Genomic DNA, 23,127 nt, shown 5'->3' with positions numbered 1-23,127 from the left:
GCCCTCCGCGCCCCAGGCCGTCGGCAGCCGCCTGCGCTCACCCCCTGCGGGCCGGCAGAGCCCTGCGGGGCCGGTCGGCCTCAGGACGGTTCCCGGGCGCCGGCGGTCGGGGGGCGGGTACGGGACAGGGCGGCGGGCAGTTCCGACCTCCGGCGTACGCCCAGTTTCCGGTAGGTGTTCGTCAAATGGGTCTCCACGGTGCGGCGGGCCACGTGCAGGAGGTCCGCGATCTCGGTGTTCGTCCGCCCCGCCGCGGCCAGTTCGGCGATGCGGCGCTCGCTGCCGGTCAGGGCCCCCGAGCCGGTCCGCGCCGCGGCCGGGACCCGGACGCCACCCTCCCGGAGGGCCTCCTCGGCCAGTGTGAGCAGCCGCAGGCCGCCCTTGCGTTCGGCCAGGTCTGCCGCCTCGCGCAGCCGGTCGCGGGCGTGTCCCCGTTCACCGGCGGCGAGGAGCTGGCGGCCCTGGGCGATCAGGGCCTCCACCAGTTCCATGCCGACGTCTGCGGGAGCGGTCCTGAGGATCTCGACCGCCTCCTCGGCGAGGTGCAGTCCGCGGCGGCCGCCGGTCGCGGTGCCGAGGACGCGCAGCGCGCGCCCCACGGTGCGCGGGGTGTTCCACACCCGGGCCAGCCGCAGCTCCTCGGTGGCCAGGACCAGGGCCTCCTGGCCGCCGCCGAGCGCGAGGCGGCACTGGGCGACCGCCGTCCGCCACGGGGTGACGACCGGGCTGAGCACCTCGCGGGCGGTCTGGCGGCGGCCGCACTCCAGGAAGTCGTGGAGCGCGCCCGCCGGATCGCCGGCGGCCAGGCGCTGCACTCCCCGCGCGTAGAGGAACCGGTTCAGCTCCCATGATTCCGGGGCCCGGCTCAGGTCGAAGGCGTCGGCGAGCCGTGCGGCCTCCTCGAAGCGCCCCGTGTGGACGAGGGCCATCAGCACGTGGGCGTCCCGGTTGGAGGGTCCGCCGTGGGCGCGTGCGGCGACGGCCGCGCCGTCGTCGCGCACGGCGATCAGCCGGGCGACGTCACCGCGCGCCGCGGCGATGTCGGCGCGGGTGTTGAGCAGCGCGTCCTCCATGGGGTGGAGCAGGGCCGGGTGCTGGCCGACCAGGCCGCGGTCCACGAGCCGTTCGGCCTCGTCGAGTTCGCCCGCCCACTCCGCGACCGCCGCCGCGGTACCCAGCAGGAACGGCTCGGCCAGCGGATCGGAGGGCTGTGCCAGCAGGGCCCGTACGCGCGTCATGGCTTCGCCGGCCGAGATCAGCCCGGCCGTCGCCTCGTACCGCACCAGCAGGGCCAGGCCGGCGGTGCCGACGAGTTCCGGGGCCTGCCCGCCGCTCTCGGAGAGCCTGCGGTAGGTCTCCTGGCGGGTCGCCGGGTCGGAGTCGGACAGCAGCGCGGTGGCGGTCTGCACGGTGCGGGTGAGTCCGGGATGTCCGCCGAGGCTGCCCTCGGTGCGCCGCAGCACCTCCAGCGCCGTGGTGACCTCGCCACGGCCGACCAGGGCCGTGCCGAGGGCGACGGCCGCGCGCACCCGGTCGCGAGGTGCGGCCGGCAGGTGCTGTGCCTCCGCCAGACGTGCGATGGCCACCGTGTCGTAGGCCGAGGCGTACTCCAGCGAGCCCAGCTCGGTCAGCAGTTGCTGGCGCCGGTCGTCGGAGAGCGGTTCGTCCAGGGCGCGGCTCAGATAGCCCGCGGCGTCGCCGGGGCGGGCGTCGTGCACCGCGGCCGTCGCCGCGTCGCGCAGCACGCGCAGTGACCAGGGCGGTCCGACGCCCCGTGTGCGCACCAGGTGGGCGGCGACCGCCTCGGCACGCTCGCCGCGTCGCAGCATCGTCTCCGCCGCGACCCGGTGCGCCGCCTCTCGTCGTGACGTCGGCCAGCCGGTCAGCACGGCGTCCCGCAGCAGCCGGTGGGCGAAGCGGGGCAGGCCGGCGGGGTCCGGGCGCAGGAGTCCGATGCGGGTCATCGCGGTGAGCCAGCCGGCGACCCGTGCGGGATCCGCTTCGGCCGCTTCGGCCAGTACCCCGGCCACGTCCGTGCCCGCCGGACCGCCCGCGCCGCCGCCGGTCCGGCGTTCCTGGGTCTTTTGGGGATGCTGGGGCTCCTGGGGCTGCTGCTGCGGGGGCGGCCAGGCTTCCTCCAGTGCCGCCAGGCAGCGGGCCACCTCGGCCGTCGCCGCACCCGCGCTGTTCAGCCACCACGAGACGGCCGCCGGATAGCTCCCGGGATACAGCGCCGCGCAGGTGTCCGGCAGCGGCGGGACCGCCTCCGCCGCGGACCCGGGCGCCCGCGGGCCGCCGAGGTCGTCGAGCAGGGCGTGGAGCAGCATCGGGCTGCCGGCGCCCGCCCGTACGCACTCGGCCGTCCAGTGGGGTCCGGCTGTCGGGAAGGCGGCCTGGACGAGCTCCGTGGCGGCCGCGTCGCCGAGCGGCTCGATCGTGTGGGTGCGGACGAGGGACGGAGGCAGGGACTGGGCGAGGCTGGGGGGTCGGGTGTCGATGTCGTACTGACTGCGTTCGCTCGCCACGAGCAGCACCGGTAATCGGTCGATGCGGCGGACCGCCTCCCGCAGCCAGCGGCGTGACGCGGGGTCGGCGAGATGGACGTCGTCGACCGCCACCAGGAGCGGGCCCTCGGCTGCATGGGCACGCAGCAGCCGCCACAACCGGGCCGCGCTCCCCCGGTCGTCGCCGTCGGGTGCGAGGTCGGTGAAGTCCGGTTCCGAGCCCAGGAGTTGCAGCACCGTGGCGAAGGGCGCCCCGGTGTCCTCCGGCGAGCAGCGGGCCCACAGCACTCGCAGGCCCAGGGCCTCGGCGTCCCGGACGGCGGTCTCCAGCACGGAGGTGCGGCCGGTGCCGGCGGCTCCCCGGAGCAGCACCAGGCGGCCGGAACCGGAGCGGGTCCGCTCCGCCTCGGCCACGAGCAGCGCCCGGGGCACGTCGCGTTCGAGGAGCGGTCCGGTCATCAGTGCCTCCTGTGGTGGAAGGTGTGCTTTCCCGCCGGGTGAGACGGCGGAATCCGTGTCGGGGTGGGGTGAAGTGGCGTACCTCACTGCGGTCCCCCCGGAGCTGCCCCGATGCTGTCGGATCCGCTGTGAGCTGCGGTGGCGTGCGCGGGGGCAGCCGATCTCGTGGTGGCCGCCGGCACGGTCTCGTGGTACCGCTCGTGGTGCTCCACGATTGCGGTCCCTGCGGCGGCCGCAGAAGGGTTGAAGGTGCTCATCCGCCACCGGCCCGCACTCCGCGGCGGGCCGCTGAACAGGGGAATCGGTTGCTCAGCTCACCCAGCACCACGACCACGTCCTCTCCCGGTGCGCCCTCTCCCGCCACGGGCCGGAACATCACGGGCCGGACCGTCGGCCCCGTGGGCCGGCGCGTTCCCGTGACGGTGTCCGCCACCGACCCCATCAGCCGTGAGGGCGCGGTCAGCCAGTTGCGCAGACACCCGGAGATCGAGCTGTGCGAGGAGTCCGGCCCGGGCACGGTGGCGCTGCTCGTCGAGGACGCGCTCGACGAGGCGGCTCTGGCCCGGCTGCGCCGGATCGTGCGCAGCGAGGGGGCTCGTGCCGTGCTCGTGGTGGGCGCGATGCGGGAGAGCGAGCTGCTGGACGTGGTGGAGTGCGGTGTCGGTGCGATCGTCTGGCGCCACGAGGCCACTGCCGAGCGGCTGGTGCAAGCGGTACTGGCCGCGTCCCGCGGTGACGGTGACCTGCCCGCCGATCTGCTCGGCCGGCTCATCCAGCAGGTGGCCACGCTGCACCGGGGCGCGATGGGCCGGACCGACATGCCGGCCTTCGGGCTGACGTCGCGTGAGGTGGACGTCCTGCGCCTGGTCTCCGAGGGCTTCGACACCGGCGAGATCGCGGGCAAGCTGTCCTACTCCGAACGGACCGTCAAGAACGTCGTGCATGGCCTCACCACGCGGCTTCACCTGCGCAATCGGGCGCACGCCGTGGCTTTTGCCCTTCGGGAAGGCTACATCTGACCGTCCGGGCAGACGACAGGGGCGGGGCGTGTCCGCGGGGGCAGGGAGGACTGCCCGGCGGCCGTCCCCCGTGGCCCTGCGGCCCGCACGGCCGCCCGGGGACGATCGACGGCGGACGACGGGCCGGGCGGGAACGGCCGTGCGGGCAGAGCGGGAGCGCAGGCGTGATCCACGAGGTGGACGAGGTACTCAAGGGCCTGCTCGGCAGCGGGGCGTTGACGGGTTCGGGCATCGAGGTGTCCTTCGAGGCACCGACCCGCGACTGGGCGGCCCGGCGCAACGCCCCCGTGGTCAACACCTACCTGTACGACATCCGGGAGGACGTGGCCCGGCGTCAGCGCGGCCACGTGGCGGTGCGGGACGAGCGCGACGTGGTCGTGCGGCGGAGTCAGCCGCCGCGCTGGTTCCGGCTGTCGTACCTGGTGACGGCGTGGACGAAGACCCCGCAGGACGAGCACCGGCTGCTGTCCGCCGTACTCGCGACGCTGCTGCCCCGTGAGGTGCTGCCGCCGGACGAACTGCCCGGTTCCCTGCGGGCGCTGAACCTTTCCGTACCGCTGACGGTGGCCGGCATCCAGACGGAGTCGCGGTCGCTCGCCGAGATCTGGTCCGCGCTCGGCGGCGAGCTGAAGCCGTCCCTCGACCTGGTGGTGACCGCGCCCTTCCCGGCCTTCCCGGAGTACGACGCGGGGCCGCCCGTCACCGAGGGCGCGATGGTCCGCGTGAGCGGTGTGGACGGCGGCCCGGCGGCGTCCGAGGGCCGTTCGCACCGTCCCCGCCAGGTGGCGGCCGCCCGGGCGGCACGGGCCGCCCGCAAGGACGCGGCCTCCTGCCCGGAGGTTCCCCGCCGCCCGGACGCGCCGTGAGCGCCCCGTACGCCGTCCCGGCGCCGGGTCCGCAGGCGGCGGGCACCGGGGCAGCGCCGGATGCCGTCGACGACCCCGCCCGCGTGCTGCTCGCCCGTCTCGGCGGGCTGCGCGCGCGGGTGTCCGAGCTCGTCGAACGACGGGCCGCCGGAGATCCCACGGCCGACGACCCCCTGCGCGGGCTGTACCTGTCCGACGAGGCGGTGCGCCACCTCCTGCGCAGCCGGCCGGCGGTGGCGGACGACGGAACGGAATCCGTCACCGCCGCCGCCATCAGCACCACCCGGGCCGGCACCGGCACCGGCACCGACGGCCCGACCGGCGATGCCGACCGGCTGGCGCGGCTGGCCGCGCGGACGGGCCTCACCGAACTCGACACCGCCATCGTGCTCGCCGCCCTCGCCCCCGACGTCGACCGGACCTTCGAGCCGCTCTACGGCTACCTCAACGACGACGTGAGCAGGCGCCGGGCCACCGTCGGCCTCGCCCTCGACCTGTACGGGGTGCCCGCACAGTCCGCCGCGGCCCGGGCCCGGCTGCACGCCTCCGCGCCCCTTGCGGCTCTCGGTCTGCTGGAGGTCGAAGAGCCCGAACGCCCCTTTCTGACCCGTTCACTGCGCGTGCCCGACCGACTCGTCGGGCACCTCCTCGGCGACGACACGCCGGACATCGCGCTGCTCGGCCTGCTGCGCCCGATGCCGAAACCGCTGCCCTCCGACGCGGCCGCCGAGCAGTTCACCCACCGGCTCGCGACCCTCCTGGAGTCCGGCCCCGCCACCGTCTACCTGCGGGAACAGCGTGAGGGCGACGGCCTGGCCGCGTACGCCGCCGCCCTGCGCGCCGCGGGCCTGCACGCGCTGTGCTGCGCCGTGCCCGGTGAGCACGCGGCCGAGTTGCTGCGCGAGGCGCGCCTCACCGGCCGGGCCCTCGTCGTCCCGGCACTGCCCGAGCGGCCCGGCCCGCTGGTGCGGGCGCTCGCCGCGGCGCCGGACGTGACCGTGCTGCTGGCCGATCCCCGCCCCTACGACCCGCACTGGTGCCCCGAGGACCCCCTGGTCCTGGACGCGCCGGGCCGCCGGGACGGTGGGACGGCCGCCTGGCGGGCGGCGCTGGGCGCGGACGGCGCCGGCTTCGACCTGGCCGCGACGGTGGCCCCGTACCGGCTCGGCGGGGACCGCGTGCGGCGGGCCGCGCAGGCCGCACGCGCACTGGCCGCCTTCGACGGCGGTCCGGTCACCGCCGCCCATGTGCGGCACGCCGCGCGCCGCCAGTCGGCCTCGGGGCTGGAGAGCCGCACCCGCCGCATCCGGCCGGCCGTGGACTGGGGGGACCTGGTCCTGCCCGAAGGGCCCCTCGGGCAGCTGCGTGAACTGGCCCTGCGTGCCCGCCACCGCGACCGTGTGCTCGGCGACTGGCGGCTCAGCGCGGGCGGCGGGCGCGGGCGGGGCGTCCTCGGCCTGTTCGCCGGGGAGTCGGGCACCGGCAAGACGCTGTCGGCGGAGGTCGTCGCGGCCGACCTCGGGCTCGATCTGTACGTGGTCCAGCTGTCCGCGGTCGTGGACAAGTACGTCGGCGAGACCGAGAAGAACCTGGAGGGGATCTTCACGGAGGCGGACCGCACCGACGCGGTGCTGCTCTTCGACGAGGCCGACGCCGTCTTCGGCAAGCGCTCCGAGGTCAAGGGCGCGCACGACCGCTACGCCAATCTGGAGAGCGCCTATCTGCTCCAGCGGCTGGAGTCGTTCGACGGCATCGCGCTGCTGACCACCAACCTGCGCGCGAACATCGACGAGGCGTTCACGCGGCGGCTGGACCTGGTGGTCGACTTCCCCTTCCCGGACGCCGGGCAGCGCCTCGCGCTGTGGCGGCACGGGCTGGCGCACGTACCGTCCGCCGACGGCATCGACGCGGCCCCGCTCGCCCGGGACTTCGAGCTGGCGGGCGGTTCCATCCGCAGCGCGGTGGTCACCGCCGCCTATCGCGCCGCCGGGCGCGGCGGCGAAGTGACGGCGGAGGACCTCCTGGAGGGCGCCCGACGGGAGTACCGCAAGGCGGGGCGGCTGGTACCGGGCGAGGGCGGCTGGTGACCCGGTGGCCGAGCCCGGAGACGGGGCCCGGTCGCCCGGGCCCGGTGACCGGGCCGGGCCGGGCCGCCGCGGGCGTCAGTCGGTCTTGGGGTGGACGATCTTCCACTCCTGGTTGCCGGTGTTGCTGCAGTCGGAGATGTTCAGCCGGTCCCCGACGGCGGCCCCGCCGTTCACGTTGAGGCACTTGCTGTTGCTGGCGTAGTTGCGGATCCAGTAGTCGCCGCTGTCCTGCCGGTCGATCCACCACAGCTGGTTGTCCGCGGTGGTGCCGTCGCAGTGGAACTCGCCGATGCCGGTGCCCACGGGCCGGGCGCCGTACTCGCCGAGGTCCATGCAGAACCGGTCCTTGACGTTGCGGATCTGGAAGAGCGGCTTGCCGCCGGGACCGAGCTCGGGGTACTTCACCTCCAGGTTCCAGAGCTGGTTGTCCCCGTCGGTGCCGTCGCAGTCGCTCTGCTGGACCGCCATGTTGATCCGGCCCTTGTCGCGGCCGGGCAGTTCGGCGCACATCCGGGTGGCGGCGTTGCGCAGCAGCACCCGTTCGGCGGGCACCACGGGCGGCGGTCCCGCGGGCTCCTGCGGCTGTTCTCCCCCGCCGCCCTCCTCCTCGGGCTTCTCGGACTTCGCCGGTTCGGGTTCGGCCTTGGGCGACGGCGGCGGGGGCGGTGCGGAGAGCGCCGGAGGGGTCGGCAGGACGGCGCCCGCCTGCTCGGTGGCCTCGGTGGCCTCGCTGCGGACCTGCGGCTTGTACGCGATCCAGATCATCACGGAGGCGATGGCCATGGCCAGGAAGAGCCCGAAGAACGTGGCCAGCCAGCGGGGGAGGAAGCCGCGCTGGACGTACGTCCCCTCGACCTCCAGGGGTTCGGTGCCGGAGCGGCGCACCGCGAGGGTGTAGGGCCGGTCCTCCTTCGAGCCGAACCAGATGATCTGCCGGGACCGCAGGGTCGTGTCGACGAAGGCCGCACGCCCCGGCTCGATCTGTACGTTCCCGGGGCGGATCTCGTACGTGAGGTGGTCCCCGTTGTCGCTGCCCGTGACCGATGCCGTCACCTTGGTGTTGCCGAGGTTGTCGACCGCCAGTTTCGGGCGTCCGCGGAAGCGGCCCTTGACGGTCGGCGGCACGAGTTCCGCGCGCACCTCGCCGAACGGGGTGATCGTCAGGTTCCCTTCCGGCACCGTCACGGCGTCGGGATGCTCGGTCGGCGTGATCCGGACCGCGTACGGGTTGGGCCCGGCCGTGGCATCGGGGGTCCGGGGCGGCGCGAACGTCAGCTCGACCGTCCCGGTGGTGCCCGGGTACAGCCGCAAGGTCGCCGGTTCCACCGTCGTCCAGGGCGCCACGTCGCCGACGGGTTCAAAACGGTATTCGTCCACCACGTCACCGGTGTTGCGCACGCGCAGGCGCACGCGGGCACTGCTGCCGGGATCCACGGTGACGGAGGCGGGTTCCAGGGAAGTCCAGAGGCTCACCCCCGGCACGCTAACCGCGCCGTCGCCGACGGTCAGGAGTCGCGGGGGCAGACCTGGTTGCCCCGACGTACCCGCCCCGCGTCCGCCCCGCACACCGACCGCGACCGCGGGCGCGCTGGGCGGTCGGCTCCGCGTGTCGGCAGCCCGGGCCGTGCCGGTGCCGCTGCTCCTCGACGGCGCGGGCCACCGCCGCGTTCCCCGCCGCCCGATGGAGGTTCGGCAGCCGCAGGACCGGGGTGCTCGGCGGCACCGAACGGCGCGGGGCGGCCCGTTCGGCCGACGACCGGTTCGGCTCACCGTGCGCGCGCATGACGCTCCCTCTCGACTGTCCCGGCGGCTGGCCGTCCAGCCTTGTCCGAGCCCCCGCCCGCCCACAGGTCCGCGGGGGCAGACTTCGGGGCAGTCGGACCGGCCCGCGCGGCCGGGCCCGTCGCCGGGTACCGCGGCGCCTGCCCCTCCGGGCAGCGGCGGGGGCAGCGGCGGTGCCCCCACCCGGGTACCGGGGGGCGTTCCGGCGGGCGCGACGGGCGCGCCACAGTGTGGGTGTCCTGTCTCGTAGCGGAGGAGAGCAGAGCATGCCGTCCTACCTGTCGCCCGGCGTCTACGTCGAGGAGGTGGCCAGCGGTTCGCGCCCCATCGAGGGGGTCGGCACGTCGGTGGCCGCCTTCGTCGGTCTGGCGTCGACCGGCCCGCTGAACGAGCCGACGCTGGTGACCAACTGGACCCAGTACGTCGCGGCCTTCGGCGACTTCACCGACGGCTACCACCTCGCGCACTCCGTCTACGGGTTCTTCAACAACGGGGGTTCGGCGGCGTACGTCGTGCGCGTCGGCGGCTCCGCCGAGGACTCCGGCCGGGGGCAGGCCTCCGCGCCCGCCGCGGTCACCGGTGCCGCCGCCCCGGCCGCGCTGCCCGCCTCCGAGCCCCAACGGCTCGGTGGCTTCGCCGTCACCGCCACCGCGGAGGGCCGCAGCGGCCCGCTGTCCGTCGAGGTCGCCGACGCCGAGGGCGAGGGGCCCGCCGAGCGCTTCAAGCTGATCGTCAAGGACGGCGACGAGCCGGTCGAGACCTTCGACGTGACCGCGAAGAAGGGCGGCCGTGCCTATGTCGTCACGCAGGTCAGGGAGCGTTCCAAGCTCATCGCCGTGACCGAGGCCTCGCCGGCCGCGCCGCCGGCCCGCCCGGAGAACCAGACCGTGGTCCTGCCGGCGCCGCCGCCCGCGCCGCCCGCGCCGCCCGCGCCGCCCTCGGCGCCGGGCGCCCCGGCCGGCCGTACCGAGGGCGCTCACCCCGGTCCGGCGCAGTACCTGGGCGATTCCGCCGACCGCACGGGCTTCGGCGGCCTGGAGGCCGTCGACGAGATCTCCATGGTCGCCGTGCCCGACCTGATGGCCGCGTACCAGCACGGTGCGATCGACCTGGAGGCCGTCAAGGCGGTCCAGCTCGGGCTGATCGCGCACTGCGAGCTGATGGGCGACCGGGTCGCGATCATCGACCCGCCGCCCGGCCTGAACGCCCGCGACATCCGGGTCTGGCGCCAGGAGACGGCCAACTACGACTCCAAGTACGCGGCGCTGTACTACCCCTGGATCAAGGCCTTCGACCCGGCGACCGGGCAGTCGCGCCTGGTGCCGCCGAGCGGTCACGTCGCCGGCATATGGGCCCGCAACGACTCCGAGCGCGGTGTGCACAAGGCCCCTGCCAACGAGGTCGTCCGCGGTGCCGTCGACCTCGAACTCCAGATCACCCGCGGCGAGCAGGACCTGCTCAACCCGATCGGTGTGAACTGCATCCGGGCCTTCCCCGGCCGCGGCATCCGCATCTGGGGCGCCCGCACCCTCTCCTCCGACCCCGCATGGCGCTACCTGAACATCCGCCGGTACTTCAACTACCTGGAGGAGTCGATCCTGATCGGCACCCAGTGGGTGGTGTTCGAGCCGAACGACCACAACCTCTGGGCGCGCATCCGCCGCAACGTCTCCGCGTTCCTGGTCAACGAGTGGCGCAGCGGCGCCCTGTTCGGGCAGAGCCCCGAGCAGGCGTACTACGTCAAGTGCGACGAGGAGACGAACCCGCCGGAGTCGGTCGACCTCGGCCGGGTCATCTGCGAGATCGGCATCGCGCCGGTCAAGCCCGCCGAGTTCGTGGTCTTCCGGCTGGCCCAGTTCTCCAGCGGCAACGGCGAGTTGGAGGAGTAGCCGGGCGCGGAGCCCGCCTCCGCCCCCGGTGCCTCCCCCTGCCCCTCCCCCCTCCAGAAGGACAGCGAACAGATGAGTCTCCAGCCGGGTGACGCCCTCACGTCACACAACTTCGGGCTCCAGATCGACGGAGTGATGGTCGAGTACCTCGCCGAGGTCAGCGGCCTCACCCTCGAACAGGACGTCATCACCTACCAGCAGAACAGCGCGCAGGGCCGCGCAGAGGTGGCACTGCTGCCGGGCGTGAAGAAGAACGGCCAGTGCACGGTCGTGCGCGGCATGACCCAGTCGACGTCGTTCACGCAGTGGATCAACGACTCGATCCGCGGCCAGATGAGCACGGCCCGCAAGAACGCCTCCATCATCGTGATGGACTACCAGGACAACCCGGTGAAGCGCTACAACCTGCGCAACGCCTGGTGCAGCAAGATCGACACGAGCACGGTGAAGGCCGGCGAGGCGGCGGCGCTGACCGAGACCGTCACCATCGTGTTCGAAGAACTGGTCATCGAATAATGCGGCGTTCGGCTGCCAAGGCTCCGGGTTCCGCGGTGCCCCAGACCGCGGCGGCGGGGGCGGGTCTCCCCCACCCGACCCCGGCCGCCGCACCGGACCGTGCACCCGCCGGCCCTCCGGCCGACCCGGTACCGCGGCAGTCGCTGCGCACCGAGTTCCCCTTCGAGCTGCCGCGCGGCTACGTCGACGACGCGGGCACCGTACACCGTGACGGTGTCATGCGGCTGTCCACGGCGCGCGACGAGCTGGTCCCGCTGCGGGACGTGCGCGTGCAGGAGAACCCGGCGTACCTGTCGGTGGTACTGCTCGGTCGGGTCATCACCCGGCTGGGCACGCTCCCGATGGTGCACGACGGGATCGTGGAGAACATGTTCGCGTCCGACCTGGCGTTCCTCCAGGACTTCTACCGCCAGATCAACGCGGAGGGCCACACCCGCGCGGTCGTGCAGTGCCCGCACTGCTCGGAGCCCTTCGAGGTGGAACTCGGCGGGAGCCGCCTGGGGGAATCGTGACGTACGCGACCGACCGGCTGCACGAGGAGATCGCGTACGTCGCCTACCACTTCCACTGGGGCCTGGACGCGATCCTGGACCTGGAGCACCAGGACCGGCGCCGGTACACCGAGCAGATCGCGTCCCTCGTGACGCGCGGCGCGACGGAGGGCTGAGCAGGTGGCATTCCTGGACCGGCTGCGGGGGCGGCGCGGCGACGCCGGCGTTGCGGCGTCCAACGGCTCCACGGCTGCGGGCACCGAACCCGTGGACACGGCGCCCGCCGAGGCCGGCGGAAGCACGGCTCCCGCGCCGCCCGCGCCCCCGGCGGCCGTCGCCGCCTGGGCCGGCCTGCCGCCGCTGCGGCGTACGACGGGCGACGGCGCGAGGGGCGTCGCGGAAGCCGGTTTCGGCGGGCGACTGGCGACCTGGCAGAACCCGTCGTTCACGCGGGCGCCCTCCCCCGCGGTCCTGGACCCTTCAGTGGGCGGCAGTCTGCTGTCGGGGGCGGGTGCGCCGACCGCGGCCGCCCGCCCGGTCTCGGGGCTCGAACGGCCCGCCCCGGGCCTGCCGTCGGGCCCCCGGGCCGGCGTACCCGCCGTGCAGCGCATGCCGGTGGCGCCGCTCCGGAGGGTGCCGACGGATACGGAGTTCCCGGCCGCGCACGGGACGCCCCCGGTACCCGCGGGGACCCGACCCGCCGGTACCGGGCCGACGGTACCCGTAGTCGCGGCGGCTCCGGTGCCGCCGGTGGCGCTGGTGCCGCCGGTGCTGCCGCACCCGCTCGCCGACCGGCCGGCTCCGCTGCGGACGGCGAACCGTGGTGTCACGGTGACACCCGTACCCTCGGCTCCGCCGCGGATGCGGCAACCCCTGACCAAGGCGCCGGCCGCCCCCGCGGCGGACCGGCGGGCCCTGCCCGCGACGCGCCGGACCGCTCTTGCGGTGCCGGAGGTGACACCGGCTGGGGCGGCGCCGAGCCCGGCGTCCGCACCGGCCGGTGCGGACCGCGGCGGCCTCGGCGCGTCCGTCGCCGCATCAGGCTCCGCGTCCCCGGCGCAGCGGGCGGTGGCTCCCCGCCCCGACAGGCCGCCCGCCTCCGGGGACGCTCCGTCCCCGGAGGCGTCCACGGTCCGTTCGTCGCCCCCGGACGGCCTCGCCGTTCCGCCTGCGTCCTCGGGCATGCCGCCGGTCACCCGTCCCGCGCAGGGCGGTCCGGTACGGGACATCCCGCCCCGGTCACCGTCCGTGGAGCGCCCGGGTCCGGCCGCCGGGCGTACGGGACTCGGCGCACCGGTACAGCGGGAGGCAGTGCGCCGTCCCGGGGATTCCGCGCCGCGCACCGACGTGCCCGGCGGGTCCGGCACGCCCGTGTCCGAGGCGGTGGCGGCCGCGAAGGCGCCGCGTACGGACACGCCCGCCGTCGCTCCCGCTCGGGTGCCCTCTCCCATGGCGTCCGCACCACGGACACCCGGGCACGACGGGACGACCGATGCCTCCGGACCCGCGCCGAAGACCGTGCACGCGTCCCCGGCACCGGCATCCGCCCCGACCGGGGGTACGACGGCACCGACGTCCGGGACCGCCGCGCCCGTCCGGCGAGCGGTGCCCCGGGAGGGGACGCCGCCCGCAGCGAAGGCGCCGCGTACGGACACGTCCGGATCCCGGAGGGCGTGGCGCGACGGGGCGGCCGACTCCCGAGCGGGGGGCACGAACCCGTCCGGCGCGGGCACGCGTCCGTCGGACCCGGAGACGAAGCCTTCCGGCGCCGGGGCGAAGCCGTCCACGGTCGATCCCTCCGGCCCGGCTGGGGTGGCACCGTCGCCCCGAACCGGTGCGCCCGTACAGCGAGCGGTATCCGCGCCGGGAGCGATACCGCCGGCTCCGGCCGATGTGCGCCGCTCCTCCACCGTGCCCGCGGACCCGCCCGCCGGTCCCTCCCCCGAGTCGGCCGTCCGACCCCACACGCCCCCGCCCGCTGTGACGGGTGTTCCGGCGGGCGGCCCCGACGCCCCGGCCCCGCGGGACGCCGCCGCGCAGGCGCGCCCCACCGCCAGCGCCGTCCCCACCGCCCGCACCGAGCGGCCGACGGCCCCGACAGCCCCGACAGCCCCGACAGCCCCGACAGCCCCGACAGGCAGCGTCCCGCGGACCGGCGCCCCGGCGACACCGTGGCCCGCCCCGCAGGCCCACACCGCTCCCCGGGCCGAAGCGTCCCCGCCGACGCGCAGCCCCGGACGTACGCCCGTCCAACGCGCCGTGTCCGCGGCCGGGCCCGTTGCCTCGGCCGCGCCCGCCGACACGCCCACCGGCCCTTCCCTCCCGCGCGGGGAGGTCGGCTCGGAAGGGACACAGGCCGTGCAGGCGTCCTCTGCTGCCCCGGCCGCCCGTCCGGGCACGGCAACGCCTGCGGTGCAGCGCTCCACGCCCCGCCCGCCGGCCGCGCCTGCCGACGCAGCGGAGTCCGCCGTCCGCCGCGACCCCGCGGCCGTACCCCCGTCGGCCCCCGGCCGCACCGAGTCCCGGCACGGCACCGCTGCACCGGGCCCCGGCCCGGAGCGCCCGACCCGTACCGCCGCCGGCTCGGCGCTCGCGGGCCAGCTACGGCCCGGTGTCGCGCCTCCCCCTGCGGGGCTGGGTGCGCCCCTGCCGTCCCCGGCGCATCCAGGGCACCCGGGGCATCCGGCGCCCGCGGCGGCGTCGGCCCCGACGCCGGCTGCCGCCCACGGCACGGCCCCGGGGCACGCGAGCGCGCGTACTCCCGGCTCCCCGCACCACCCCTCCGCTTCCACACCGTCCACCGCGCGGCGACGCTCCTCGCTCGGCGCCCCGATCGCTGCTGTGCCGGGCCGGACAGCGCCGATCGCCGCACCGGCGCACAGCGGTTCCCGTGCCGCCGCTTCCGCTGCTCCGCCGGTCCAACGGGCTTCGGCACCACCCGCGCCGTTCGCCACGCCCCCAGCGAGCCGGCTGTCCTCGGCCCTCCCGGCGACGCCGCCCACGCCCGGTGCCGCGCGGCCCGCGCCGGCCCCTCCCCGTACGGCCGTGGCCGACGCTCCAGCCGTCCGCCGGGCGGTCCCCGCCCGGGGCGTTCCCCTGCGCAGCACCTCCCTGCCCGGCGTGCACCCGGCGGCGCGCGGTCCGCTCGCCGTGGCACCGCTGAGTCCGCCGCCCGCGGCCGCTGCCCCGGCGTTGCCCGCGGTGTCGGCGGCCGGGGCACCGTCCGGGCCGGCGGTCCAGCGCTTTCCGTCCTTCGTCTCCGGGTCCCGCTCCGGCCGGTCCAACGGTGCGCTCGCGGCCACCGCGGCCGCCTCGACGCCGGGGCATCCGCGGCCGTCGTCGCAGCAGGCGCCGCCGCCCGCACCCTCCCCGCCGCCCGGACCGCCGCCCGAACCGCCGCCGTCATCGTCGTCGTACCGGCCGTTCACGGCGCACGGCGCGCCTGCGCCCGGCGGCCGCCCGGCTCCCGGGGCGGCGTTCGCGCAGGAGGACCCGCCGCCCGGGTACACCGCGGTCCCCGCCGGCCGCTTCGATCCCCGCGAACTGACCGAGTTCCAACTGGACGAGCTGGTGCACCGGATCATCGGCCGGGTCACCCGCCTCGTCCGTACCGAACTGCGCATGGACCGCGAACGGATCGGCAGACTCCGCGATCCGCGCGCCTGACGGACGCCCCGCGGTCCTCCCCACCGCGGGCCCATCGCGCGCCCACCACAGGACGACAGAAAGGCCCACCTCGGATGCCTCGTCAGGACCCCGGGTCCACCATCTGGTTCACCCTCACCATCGACGGCGAGAGCCTCGGCTTCTTCAACGGATGCGAAGGCCTGTCGTCCCAGGTGGAGATCGAGCACCGCCAGGAAGGCGGCAACAACGGTTTCGTGTGGCACCTGCCCACCCGGGTCACCTTCCCCACCATCCGGCTCACCCGGCCGCTCACTCCGGACACCTCGAAGGTCGCCCGGTGGATCTCGTCGGTCCAGACGGGGATCAAGCGGCCCACCGCCCAGATCACGGCGCTGCGGGCCGACGGGTCGCTGGTGGCCCGCTGGGGGCTCATCGACGTGCTGCCCGTGAGCTGGCAGGGCCCCACCCTCGACCCCGCGAGCCCCTCGGTGGCCACCGAGGTCCTGGAGATCGCCCACCACGGGTTCACGGACTGACGGCGCCAACGGAGCGGAGAAGAGGGACACCCATGGCCACGAGCAGCAGGGGCGCCGGCAAGAGCCTGGTGCGCGCGACGCTGGCGATCCACGAGCCGCCGGTCGGGACGAGCACGACGCCCGGGGCGCTGATGCGGACGTTCGGCTTCGAGTTCAATCCGGCGCAGCTGTCCCTGAGCCAGCGCGCGCAGTGGAAGGCCACGCCGACGATGGCCGTGCGCGACGGCTCCAAGCCGGAGTTCATGGGCGCCGAGCCGCGCGAGATGACCCTGGAGATCTTCCTGGACTCGTCGGCCGCGCCGACCGGCAACACGGTGCTCAAGAAGGTCGAGTCGCTGCTGGGCTGCTGCGAGGTGACGGCGAAGAGCATCGCCGCCGACCAGCCGTCGCCGCCGTGGGTGGTGTTCGAGTGGGGGTCGTTCTCCACGGCCCGCTTCGTCGCGTACGTGGCCTCCGTCGAGGCGTCGTACAGCCTCTTCGGCACCACGGGCGTACCCATCCGTGCCACCTGTCAGGTGCACCTGGTGGAGATCCCGGGAAAGACCAAGGGCCAGAACCCGACCTCCGGCGCGCTCACCGCCCAGCGCGTGCACCGGGTCGTGGCGGGCGACTCCCTGCAGTCGCTGGCCTGGCGGGAGTACGGCACGGCCACCGTGTGGCGGGCGATCGCCGAGGTCAACGGCATCGACGACCCGTCCCGGCTGCCGACGGGCACCGAACTGGTGCTTCCCGCACCCGAGGAGGTGTCGCGCTGATGGTGCAGCCCGCGTTCTCCAGCATCATGCACGTGCGGATCGGCTCCGCGAAACTCCCCGACGACATCGCCCCGCTGCTCGTCGAGGGCTGGGTCGACCAGGGCGTCGGCGTGCCCGCCGCGTTCCGGCTGACCTTCCGCGACCCGTACCGGCTGGTCCTCGGCAAGCTCGGCGTCACCTTCGGCACGAGGGTGGTCCTGACGCCGATCGCCGACGGCCAGGGCGGCGGCAAGCCCCTGCTGACCGGCGAGGTCACCGCGCTGGAGGCCGACTACGACGGCACGGGAAGCTTCACCGTGATCCGCGGCTACGACTTCGGGCACCGGATGATGCGCCGGCGCCGCGTCGCCGCCTACCGCAACCAGAAGGCCTCCGACATCGCCCGCAAGCTCGCCGCCCTGGACGGCGTGCCGATCGGCCGGATCCAGGCGACGAAGGGCGCGTACGGGTTCATCAGCCAGCCCAACGTCACCGACTGGGACTTCCTCTCCCGGCTCGCCGACGAGAACGGCATGGTGATGTCCCTGGACGCCAAGGGGAAGTTCCGGTTCGTCACGCCGACCCCGTCGGCCGGCGCGCCGTCCCCGCAGACCGACGGCGACAGGAGCCCGTTCGTGCTCCAGGCCGGCCACGACGTCCTCCGGCTGCGGGCGGCGGTCACCGCCGCGGACCAGGTCGGCACGGTCGAGTCGCGCGGCTGGAACGTGACGACCAAGAAGAAGATCGTCGAGACGGCCCCGGCCACCACCGACCCGGGCATCTCGATCGGCCTCACTCCCGGCCGGGCGGCCGGGGCGTTCCCCTCGGCGCACCTCGTCGAGACCGGCACGCCGTACGACCGGCAGGACGAGGTGCAGCAGGCCGCGAAGGCCCTCGCCGCCGACGTCACCTCGTCGTTCGCGGAACTGGAGGTGGCGGTGTACGGCAATCCCGAGCTGCGGCCCGGTGTGCCCGTCGCCCTCGCCGACGTGGGCAGGCCCTTCGAGGGCAAGTACACCGTCACCTCCGTGCGGCACGTCTTCGGCGACGGCAGGCACTACGAGTCGTGGATCACGGTGAGCGGACGCCAGTGGCGCTCCCTGTACGGGCTGGCGTCGGGCGGAGGCGGCGCGGACGCCGCGGGCGCCGCCCGGCTGCCCGGCGTCGCGAACGCCATCGTCACCGACGTGCAGGACCCGTTGAAGCAGGGCCGGGTCAAGCTCCGGTTCCCGTGGCTGGACGACACGTACGTCAGCGACTGGGCGCGCAGCGTGCAGTCCGGGGGCGTGGGCGGCGGCGGCGTGTTCCCCATGGACGTCGGCGACGAGGTGCTGGTCGCCTTCGACCGGGGCGCGCTGGACCACCCGTTCGTGATCGGCGGTCTCTACAACGGCCGTGACCTGCCCACCCGGGTCGACGACGTGCCCCTGCACGACGGGCTCAAGCGCAAGGCAGCCCGGCACACCCTGTCCGACCGGCAGGCCAACCGCGTCGACCTGCTCAGTCAGCGGACCGGCGGGCGCAAGCAGGGCGTGCGCATCGCCAGCGGTGACGACCGGCTGACGATCAACCTCGACCGCACCAGGACGGAGATCACCGTCGACAGCAAGGGGTCGGTGACCATCAAGGGCGGCCGCTCGGTGTCCGTCGAGGCCGGCACCGACCTGACGCTCAGCGCCCGGCGCCGACTCACCATCAAGAGCGGCGGCCCCCTCGACATCCAGGGCCGCGGCATCGTCAACATCACGTCGCTCGCGGGCGCCGTCAGCGTCGACGCGATGGGCGCGCTCAGCCTGAAGGCCGTGGGCGCCACCATGATCACCTCCGGCGGCACGGTCCAGGTCAACTCCATCGCCAACGTCGGCATCCGCGCCATCAAGGTCGATCTCATGGGGCTCGTCTACGTCAACACCGTGAAGTACCCCCTCCCCGCATGACCGGACGACCGCACCGGCGCGCCCGTGCCGCCGGCAGAAGGAAAGAGCAGGTGGCCCCTGATGGCCGAACAGTTCGTCGGTTCCGGCTGGGCGTTCCCGATGCGCATCGGACCCACCGGGGGCATCGCCCTGGTCAGTGGTGAGCGCGAGGTCGAAGAGGCCATCCGGCTCGTCCTGGCCACCGCCCCGGGCGAGCGGCCGATGCGCCCGGAGTTCGGCTGCGCCATACACGACCTCGTCTTCGCCCCGGTCAACGAGCAGACCGCGGGACGCATCCAGCACGAGGTGCACGTCAGCCTGGACCGCTGGGAACCCCGGATCGAGGTCCACGACGTGGAGGTCTCCACCGGCACCGACCGGAGCGTCCTGTTCATCGACGTCCGGTACTCCATCCGCGGGACGAACAACCCGCGCAGCCTCGTCTTCCCCTTCTACGTCATCCCCTCCCACGACGAGCCGGGCGCGCCGGGCTCCTCGGAAAGCGACCGCTGATGTCCCTGCCCTCCCCCAATCTCGACGACCGGCGCTTCCAGCAGTTCGTCGACGACGCCAAGCGCTACATCCAGCAGCGCGCCCCGGAGTGGACCGACCACAACGTCTCCGACCCCGGCGTCACGCTCGTCGAAACGGTCGCGCACATGGCGGACCAGATCGTGTACCGGCTCAACCGCGTCCCCGAGAAGAACCACCTCGCCTTCCTCGACCTGGTGGGCATCACCCTCTTCCCGCCCTCCGCGTCGCGCACGGACGTCACCTTCTGGCTGTCCGCGCCCCAGGAGGACGTGGTCCTGGTCCCGGCCGGTGCCGAGGTCGCCACGCTGCGCACCGAGCGGGAGGAGGCCGTCGTCTTCGCCACCGAACGCGACCTGGCCGTCGTCCCGTGCGCGATGTCCCACGTGGTGGTGCAGCACCGCGGGCAGCCGGTCGCGGACCGCACCGCGGACCTCGTCGAGGACAAGGACGTGCTGTGCTTCGCCGAGGCCCCGAACCCCGGCGACTGCATGCTCATCGGTCTGACCGCGGCCGCTCCGCACTGCGCGCTCGCCCTGGAGCTCGACAGCCGCGTCGACGGCGTCGGTGTCGATCCGCGCCAGCCGCCCCTGCTGTGGGAGGCGTGGACCGAGGACGGCTGGCAGCCCTGCGAGGTGGACCGGGACGGCACCGGCGGTCTCAACCGCCCCGGCGACGTCGTCCTGCACCTGCCCGGCGGCCATGCGCTCTCGCGCAACGGCGGGCGGGAGGCCGGCTGGGTCCGCTGCCGCGTCACCGATCCGCTGCCCGGCCAGCCCTTCTACACCACCTCGCCGAGCATCCGCTCCGTCGACGCGTACACCATCGGTGGCACCACCCGCGCGGTGCACGCCGAGACCGTCCACGACGAGGCCCTCGGCGAAGCCACCGGACTGCCCGGCCAGCGGCTGCGGCTCGCCCACGCCCCGGTCGTCGCCGACGACCCGCCGCTGCTCCTGCAGACCGCCGACGGTGACGGCGGCGGCGACGACGGCTGGCAGGACTGGCAGGTGGTCCCGCACTTCGCCGCGTCCCGGCCCGGCGACCGCCACGTCACCCTGGACGGCGCCACCGGCGAGATCGCGTTCGGCCCGGCCGTCCGCGAACCGGACGGGACGCTGCGCCAGTACGGGGCGGTCGCCCCCAAGGGTTCCGTGGTCCGCGCCCACCGCTACCGCACCGGCGGCGGACGCGGCGGCAACGTGGCCCGCGGCGCCGTCCAGGTGCTGCGCACCTCCATCCCGTACGTGGCCGAGGTCGTCAACCGCGAGGCGGCGCGCGGCGGCGTCGACGGCGAGACGGTGGAGGAGGCCAAGCTGCGGGCGCCGATCACGCTCCGCGCCCAGGACCGCGCCGTCACCCTGCGCGACTACGAGGAGCTCGCCCGGCGCGCCGCGCCCGAGACCGCGCGCATCACCTGTCTGGAGGGCGAGGGGGGCGAGCACGGCGCCTACGCGGTCCGCGTCCTCGTCGTCCCCCAGGCCGTCGCCGATCCGGGCGGGCGGCTGCGCTTCGAGCAGCTCGTGCCCGGCGACGACCTGCTGCGCCGGATCACCCGCCACCTCGACGAGCGCCGCCTCATCGGCACCCGGCTGGCCGTCGGCCCGCCCTACTACCAGGGCGTCACCGTCGTCGCCACGGTGCACGCCTTCCGCGGCGTCGACACCGACCGGGTGCGCCGCCGGGCGAACGACGCGCTCTACCGCCACCTCGACCCGCTGACCGGCGGCGCGGACGGGCAGGGCTGGGCCTTCGGCAGGCCCGTCCAGGCGGGCGAGGTGTTCGCGGTACTGCAGCGGGTCGCCGGGGTGGAACTCGTCGACCAGGTCGTCCTGCACCCCGCCGATCCCCTCACCGGCAAGCGCGGCGACCCGACCGACCGCATCGACCTGGAGCGGCCCTCGCTGGTCTTCTCCTTCGACCACCGCGTCCGGGTGATCGGGGACGACGGATGACGGCCATTCCCTATCGGGGCTCCGTCGACGGCCTGGGCTCCCCGCTCCCGCTGGGCGCGATGCTCCCCGCCGTCTTCGCCGACGACGACCTGGCACAGCGGTTCGTCGGCGGCCTGGACGAGGTCCTCGCGCCCATCCTCAACGTCCTGGACTGCCTGGACGGCTATTTCGACCCGGCGCTGGCCCCGGCCGACTTCGCACGGTGGCTCGGCACCTGGGTGGGTGCCGAGACCGACGGCGGCGAGCCCGAGCCCAGGCTGCGGGCCGCCGTCGCGGCCGCCGTCGCGCTGCACCGGGTCCGCGGCACCCCGCGCGGCCTCACGGAGGCCGTACGACTCGCCTTCGGCGTCGCACCCGAGATCACCGAGAGCGGCGGCGCCGACTGGAACGCCCGCCCGCTCGGCCCCTTCCCCGGCGCCCCGCGCCCCCGTCTGCACGTCACCCTCCGGCTGCCCGAGCCGACTCCGGCCGACACCCACCGACTGGACTCCCTCGTCGCCGCCGCCCGCCCCGCCCACATGCCGTACACGGTCGAGGTGACCGCCACCGAAAGGACTCCCGAAACATGACCACGCAGAACTGCCCCGAGTGCGGAACGCGCGCAGAACCGGGCCAGTCCTTCTGCGACGCGTGCGGTGCCGTGCTCGGCTGGGACCAGGGCGCCGCCCGCGCCGCGCGGCCCGCCGACCCGCCGTCGCACCCGCACGGATCCGCCGCCGACGCTGCGAGGCCGCCGCACGAGGCCGCACGGCCGGCCGGAGCCGCGCCCGATGCCCGGACGACGGGCGGCTCCGACACCGGTACGCCCGCGCACGCCGGCACGACCGCAGGCCCGGCGGAAGCCGCCCGTCCGGGCGGGGCGGCGCCGGGCTCCGGCGGTTCGCGGGGACCGGCGTCGGTTCCCCAGGGGACGGCAGGCCCGGGAACCGGCGCGAGTTCGGAAGGCCCGGGAACGGTCGGCGCGCCGGGGCGCGCCGAGTCGGCGGGCGCGGGGTTGGCGGGCGCGGGGTTGGCGGGCGCGGGGTTGGCGGGTCCGGCGCGCCGGGACGTCCCGTCGCCGGCGGACGGCGCGTCACCGGAGCACGGCGCGTCACCGGAGGACGCCTCGCCAAGCGGGCCCGCGCCCACCGGACACGTGCCCGCCGCACCCGCTCCGCACGCGCTGAGCGACACCATGTCCGACCGGGCCCGATCCCTCCTCGTGCCCGTGGCGGACGCGGACGCGCCGCGCCCCGCTCCGGCCGCCGCCGCGCCCGTCCTGCCCGGCCGACCGGACACCGACCGGCCCGCCGTACGAGCCCCCGGACAGCAGCCCGGCGTCGAGGGCGGTCCGCCGTGCCGGTGGTGCTCGACACCCAACCGTGCCGACCGCCACTACTGCGTGCGCTGCGCGATGCCGCTGGCGGAGACCGGCGAGGCCGCCGCACCCGGACGGGCGCCGTGGTGGCGCCGCCTGTTCGACGGGCGGCACCGCGAGACGCCGTGGGCGGGCGACCGCCCCCGGCTGCGCCGTGTCTTCGACCGCATCGGCACCTGGATCACCCTCGCCGTCCTCGTCGCCCTGGCGGTCCTCGGCGTCGTGTACCTGCCCGCCGGCATCCAGGCCGCCCGGGACCACTTCGCCAAGCGGGCCCCGGTCGCTCCGGACCGGATCGCGGCCTCCCGCTCGTATCCCGGCCACCAGCCGGAGCTCGTCTTCGACAAGCGCAGCAACACCTGGTGGGGGCCCGGCGTCTCGGAGTCCGGCCGAGGCGAGTGGATCGAGGCCACCTTCAGCGAGCCGACCCGACTGCTGGACCTGGTCATCACCCCGGGCGTCTCCGCGCGGGCGGACAAGACCGGCGAGTCCGCCCTTCCGCACCGCGTCACGGCGACGATCACCGGGAAGGACGGCAAGGTCACCACGCGCCGGCTGACCCTGGACCAGGGGGCGGGCGGCCAGCGGCGCCCGTTCCCCGTCGGCGAGGTCACGAAGGTCCGCTTCACCGTCGAGTCGTCGCACACGACCTCCGCCGACAAGCAGGTCGCCATCGCGGAGATCGAGTTCTTCGGCCCGTCGAACGCCAACCGCTCCTGACCGCGCACACAGGGGCCGTGGGGGGGGCCGCGGGCCCCCCCCCACCCCGGCGGGGGACCGGGGGAGCGGGGGGGGGCGCCCCCGCGCCGCGGCCGGGGGGGCGCGCGCCCGCCCCGCCGGGGGGGGGCCCGGGCGGGG

Annotated in this window: 17 protein-coding genes; 15 read left to right on the top strand and 2 right to left on the bottom strand. The window is 75.3% G+C overall.

Features of this window, described 5'->3' with window-relative positions; genetic code table 11:
• Positions 1-80 precede the first annotated feature (80 nt).
• Positions 81-2,963 (bottom strand): AAA family ATPase, encoded by a 2,883-nt coding sequence (locus ACIQUT_RS21960; RefSeq protein ID WP_403564858.1) that lies wholly within the window; start codon positions 2,961-2,963, stop codon positions 81-83.
• Positions 2,964-3,268: 305 nt separating this feature from the next.
• On the opposite strand from ACIQUT_RS21960, the gene ACIQUT_RS21955 reads away from it, so the two are divergent.
• From ACIQUT_RS21955 to ACIQUT_RS21945, 3 genes are all read left to right on the top strand, one after another.
• A complete protein-coding gene (locus ACIQUT_RS21955; protein ID WP_403564857.1) occupies positions 3,269-3,982 on the top strand; it encodes a LuxR C-terminal-related transcriptional regulator in 714 nt (237 codons plus the stop codon).
• A 164-nt stretch (positions 3,983-4,146) separates the two neighbouring features.
• Positions 4,147-4,848 carry a DUF4255 domain-containing protein gene (locus ACIQUT_RS21950; protein ID WP_403564855.1) on the top strand — a complete coding sequence of 234 codons (702 nt, stop codon included), beginning with the start codon at positions 4,147-4,149 and terminating at the stop codon, positions 4,846-4,848.
• A complete protein-coding gene (locus ACIQUT_RS21945; protein ID WP_403564853.1) occupies positions 4,845-6,935 on the top strand; it encodes an ATP-binding protein in 2,091 nt (696 codons plus the stop codon). The genes ACIQUT_RS21950 and ACIQUT_RS21945 overlap by 4 nt, the downstream gene beginning before the upstream one ends.
• 75 nt (positions 6,936-7,010) lie before the next feature.
• Here the strand turns inward: ACIQUT_RS21945 and ACIQUT_RS21940 are convergent, their stop codons facing one another.
• Positions 7,011-8,408, bottom strand: coding sequence for an RICIN domain-containing protein (locus ACIQUT_RS21940; RefSeq protein WP_403564852.1), 1,398 nt, complete (start codon positions 8,406-8,408; stop codon positions 7,011-7,013).
• A gap of 575 nt (positions 8,409-8,983) precedes the next feature.
• Here ACIQUT_RS21940 and ACIQUT_RS21935 point away from each other — a divergent pair.
• The 12 genes from ACIQUT_RS21935 (at position 8,984) to ACIQUT_RS21880 (ending at position 22,989) form a co-directional block, all read left to right on the top strand.
• Positions 8,984-10,606 (top strand): phage tail sheath family protein, encoded by a 1,623-nt coding sequence (locus tag ACIQUT_RS21935; protein ID WP_403564850.1) that lies wholly within the window; start codon positions 8,984-8,986, stop codon positions 10,604-10,606.
• A 72-nt stretch (positions 10,607-10,678) separates the two neighbouring features.
• Positions 10,679-11,122, top strand: a complete 444-nt coding sequence (locus ACIQUT_RS21930; protein WP_403564849.1) for a phage tail protein — start codon at positions 10,679-10,681, stop codon at positions 11,120-11,122.
• The gene (locus ACIQUT_RS21925; protein ID WP_403564847.1) at positions 11,122-11,634 is read left to right on the top strand and encodes a hypothetical protein; all 513 of its coding nucleotides are present in this window, start codon (positions 11,122-11,124) and stop codon (positions 11,632-11,634) included. The genes ACIQUT_RS21930 and ACIQUT_RS21925 overlap by 1 nt, the downstream gene beginning before the upstream one ends.
• Positions 11,631-11,789 carry a DUF6760 family protein gene (locus ACIQUT_RS21920; RefSeq protein ID WP_187743631.1) on the top strand — a complete coding sequence of 53 codons (159 nt, stop codon included), beginning with the start codon at positions 11,631-11,633 and terminating at the stop codon, positions 11,787-11,789. The genes ACIQUT_RS21925 and ACIQUT_RS21920 overlap by 4 nt, the downstream gene beginning before the upstream one ends.
• A gap of 2,869 nt (positions 11,790-14,658) precedes the next feature.
• On the top strand, positions 14,659-15,279 hold the full coding sequence (locus tag ACIQUT_RS21915) for a hypothetical protein (protein ID WP_403564845.1): 621 nt from the start codon (positions 14,659-14,661) through the stop codon (positions 15,277-15,279).
• A 74-nt stretch (positions 15,280-15,353) separates the two neighbouring features.
• Positions 15,354-15,776 carry a phage tail protein gene (locus tag ACIQUT_RS21910; protein WP_403564844.1) on the top strand — a complete coding sequence of 141 codons (423 nt, stop codon included), beginning with the start codon at positions 15,354-15,356 and terminating at the stop codon, positions 15,774-15,776.
• Between the two features lie 32 nt (positions 15,777-15,808).
• The gene (locus tag ACIQUT_RS21905; protein WP_403564842.1) at positions 15,809-16,531 is read left to right on the top strand and encodes a LysM peptidoglycan-binding domain-containing protein; all 723 of its coding nucleotides are present in this window, start codon (positions 15,809-15,811) and stop codon (positions 16,529-16,531) included.
• Entirely contained in the window at positions 16,531-18,447 is a 1,917-nt protein-coding gene (locus ACIQUT_RS21900; protein WP_403564840.1) for a VgrG-related protein, read from the top strand. The genes ACIQUT_RS21905 and ACIQUT_RS21900 overlap by 1 nt, the downstream gene beginning before the upstream one ends.
• Before the next feature lie 60 nt (positions 18,448-18,507).
• Positions 18,508-18,939: a GPW/gp25 family protein gene (locus tag ACIQUT_RS21895; protein WP_403564838.1), complete on the top strand. Its 432-nt coding sequence runs from the start codon at positions 18,508-18,510 to the stop codon at positions 18,937-18,939.
• Positions 18,939-20,912, top strand: coding sequence for a putative baseplate assembly protein (locus ACIQUT_RS21890; RefSeq protein ID WP_403564836.1), 1,974 nt, complete (start codon positions 18,939-18,941; stop codon positions 20,910-20,912). The genes ACIQUT_RS21895 and ACIQUT_RS21890 overlap by 1 nt, the downstream gene beginning before the upstream one ends.
• Complete coding sequence (locus tag ACIQUT_RS21885) at positions 20,909-21,481, top strand: phage tail protein (protein WP_403564834.1); 573 nt, start codon at positions 20,909-20,911, stop codon at positions 21,479-21,481. Before ACIQUT_RS21890 ends, ACIQUT_RS21885 begins: the two co-directional genes overlap by 4 nt.
• The gene (locus ACIQUT_RS21880; RefSeq protein WP_403564833.1) at positions 21,478-22,989 is read left to right on the top strand and encodes an NADase-type glycan-binding domain-containing protein; all 1,512 of its coding nucleotides are present in this window, start codon (positions 21,478-21,480) and stop codon (positions 22,987-22,989) included. Before ACIQUT_RS21885 ends, ACIQUT_RS21880 begins: the two co-directional genes overlap by 4 nt.
• Positions 22,990-23,127 lie beyond the last annotated feature (138 nt).

The organism is Streptomyces sp. NPDC090445, from assembly GCF_044769385.1.
Taxonomy (GTDB): domain Bacteria; phylum Actinomycetota; class Actinomycetes; order Streptomycetales; family Streptomycetaceae; genus Streptomyces.
The sequence above is the reverse complement of the archived record's forward strand: the minus strand, read 5'-3'. Positions and strand labels throughout refer to the sequence as shown.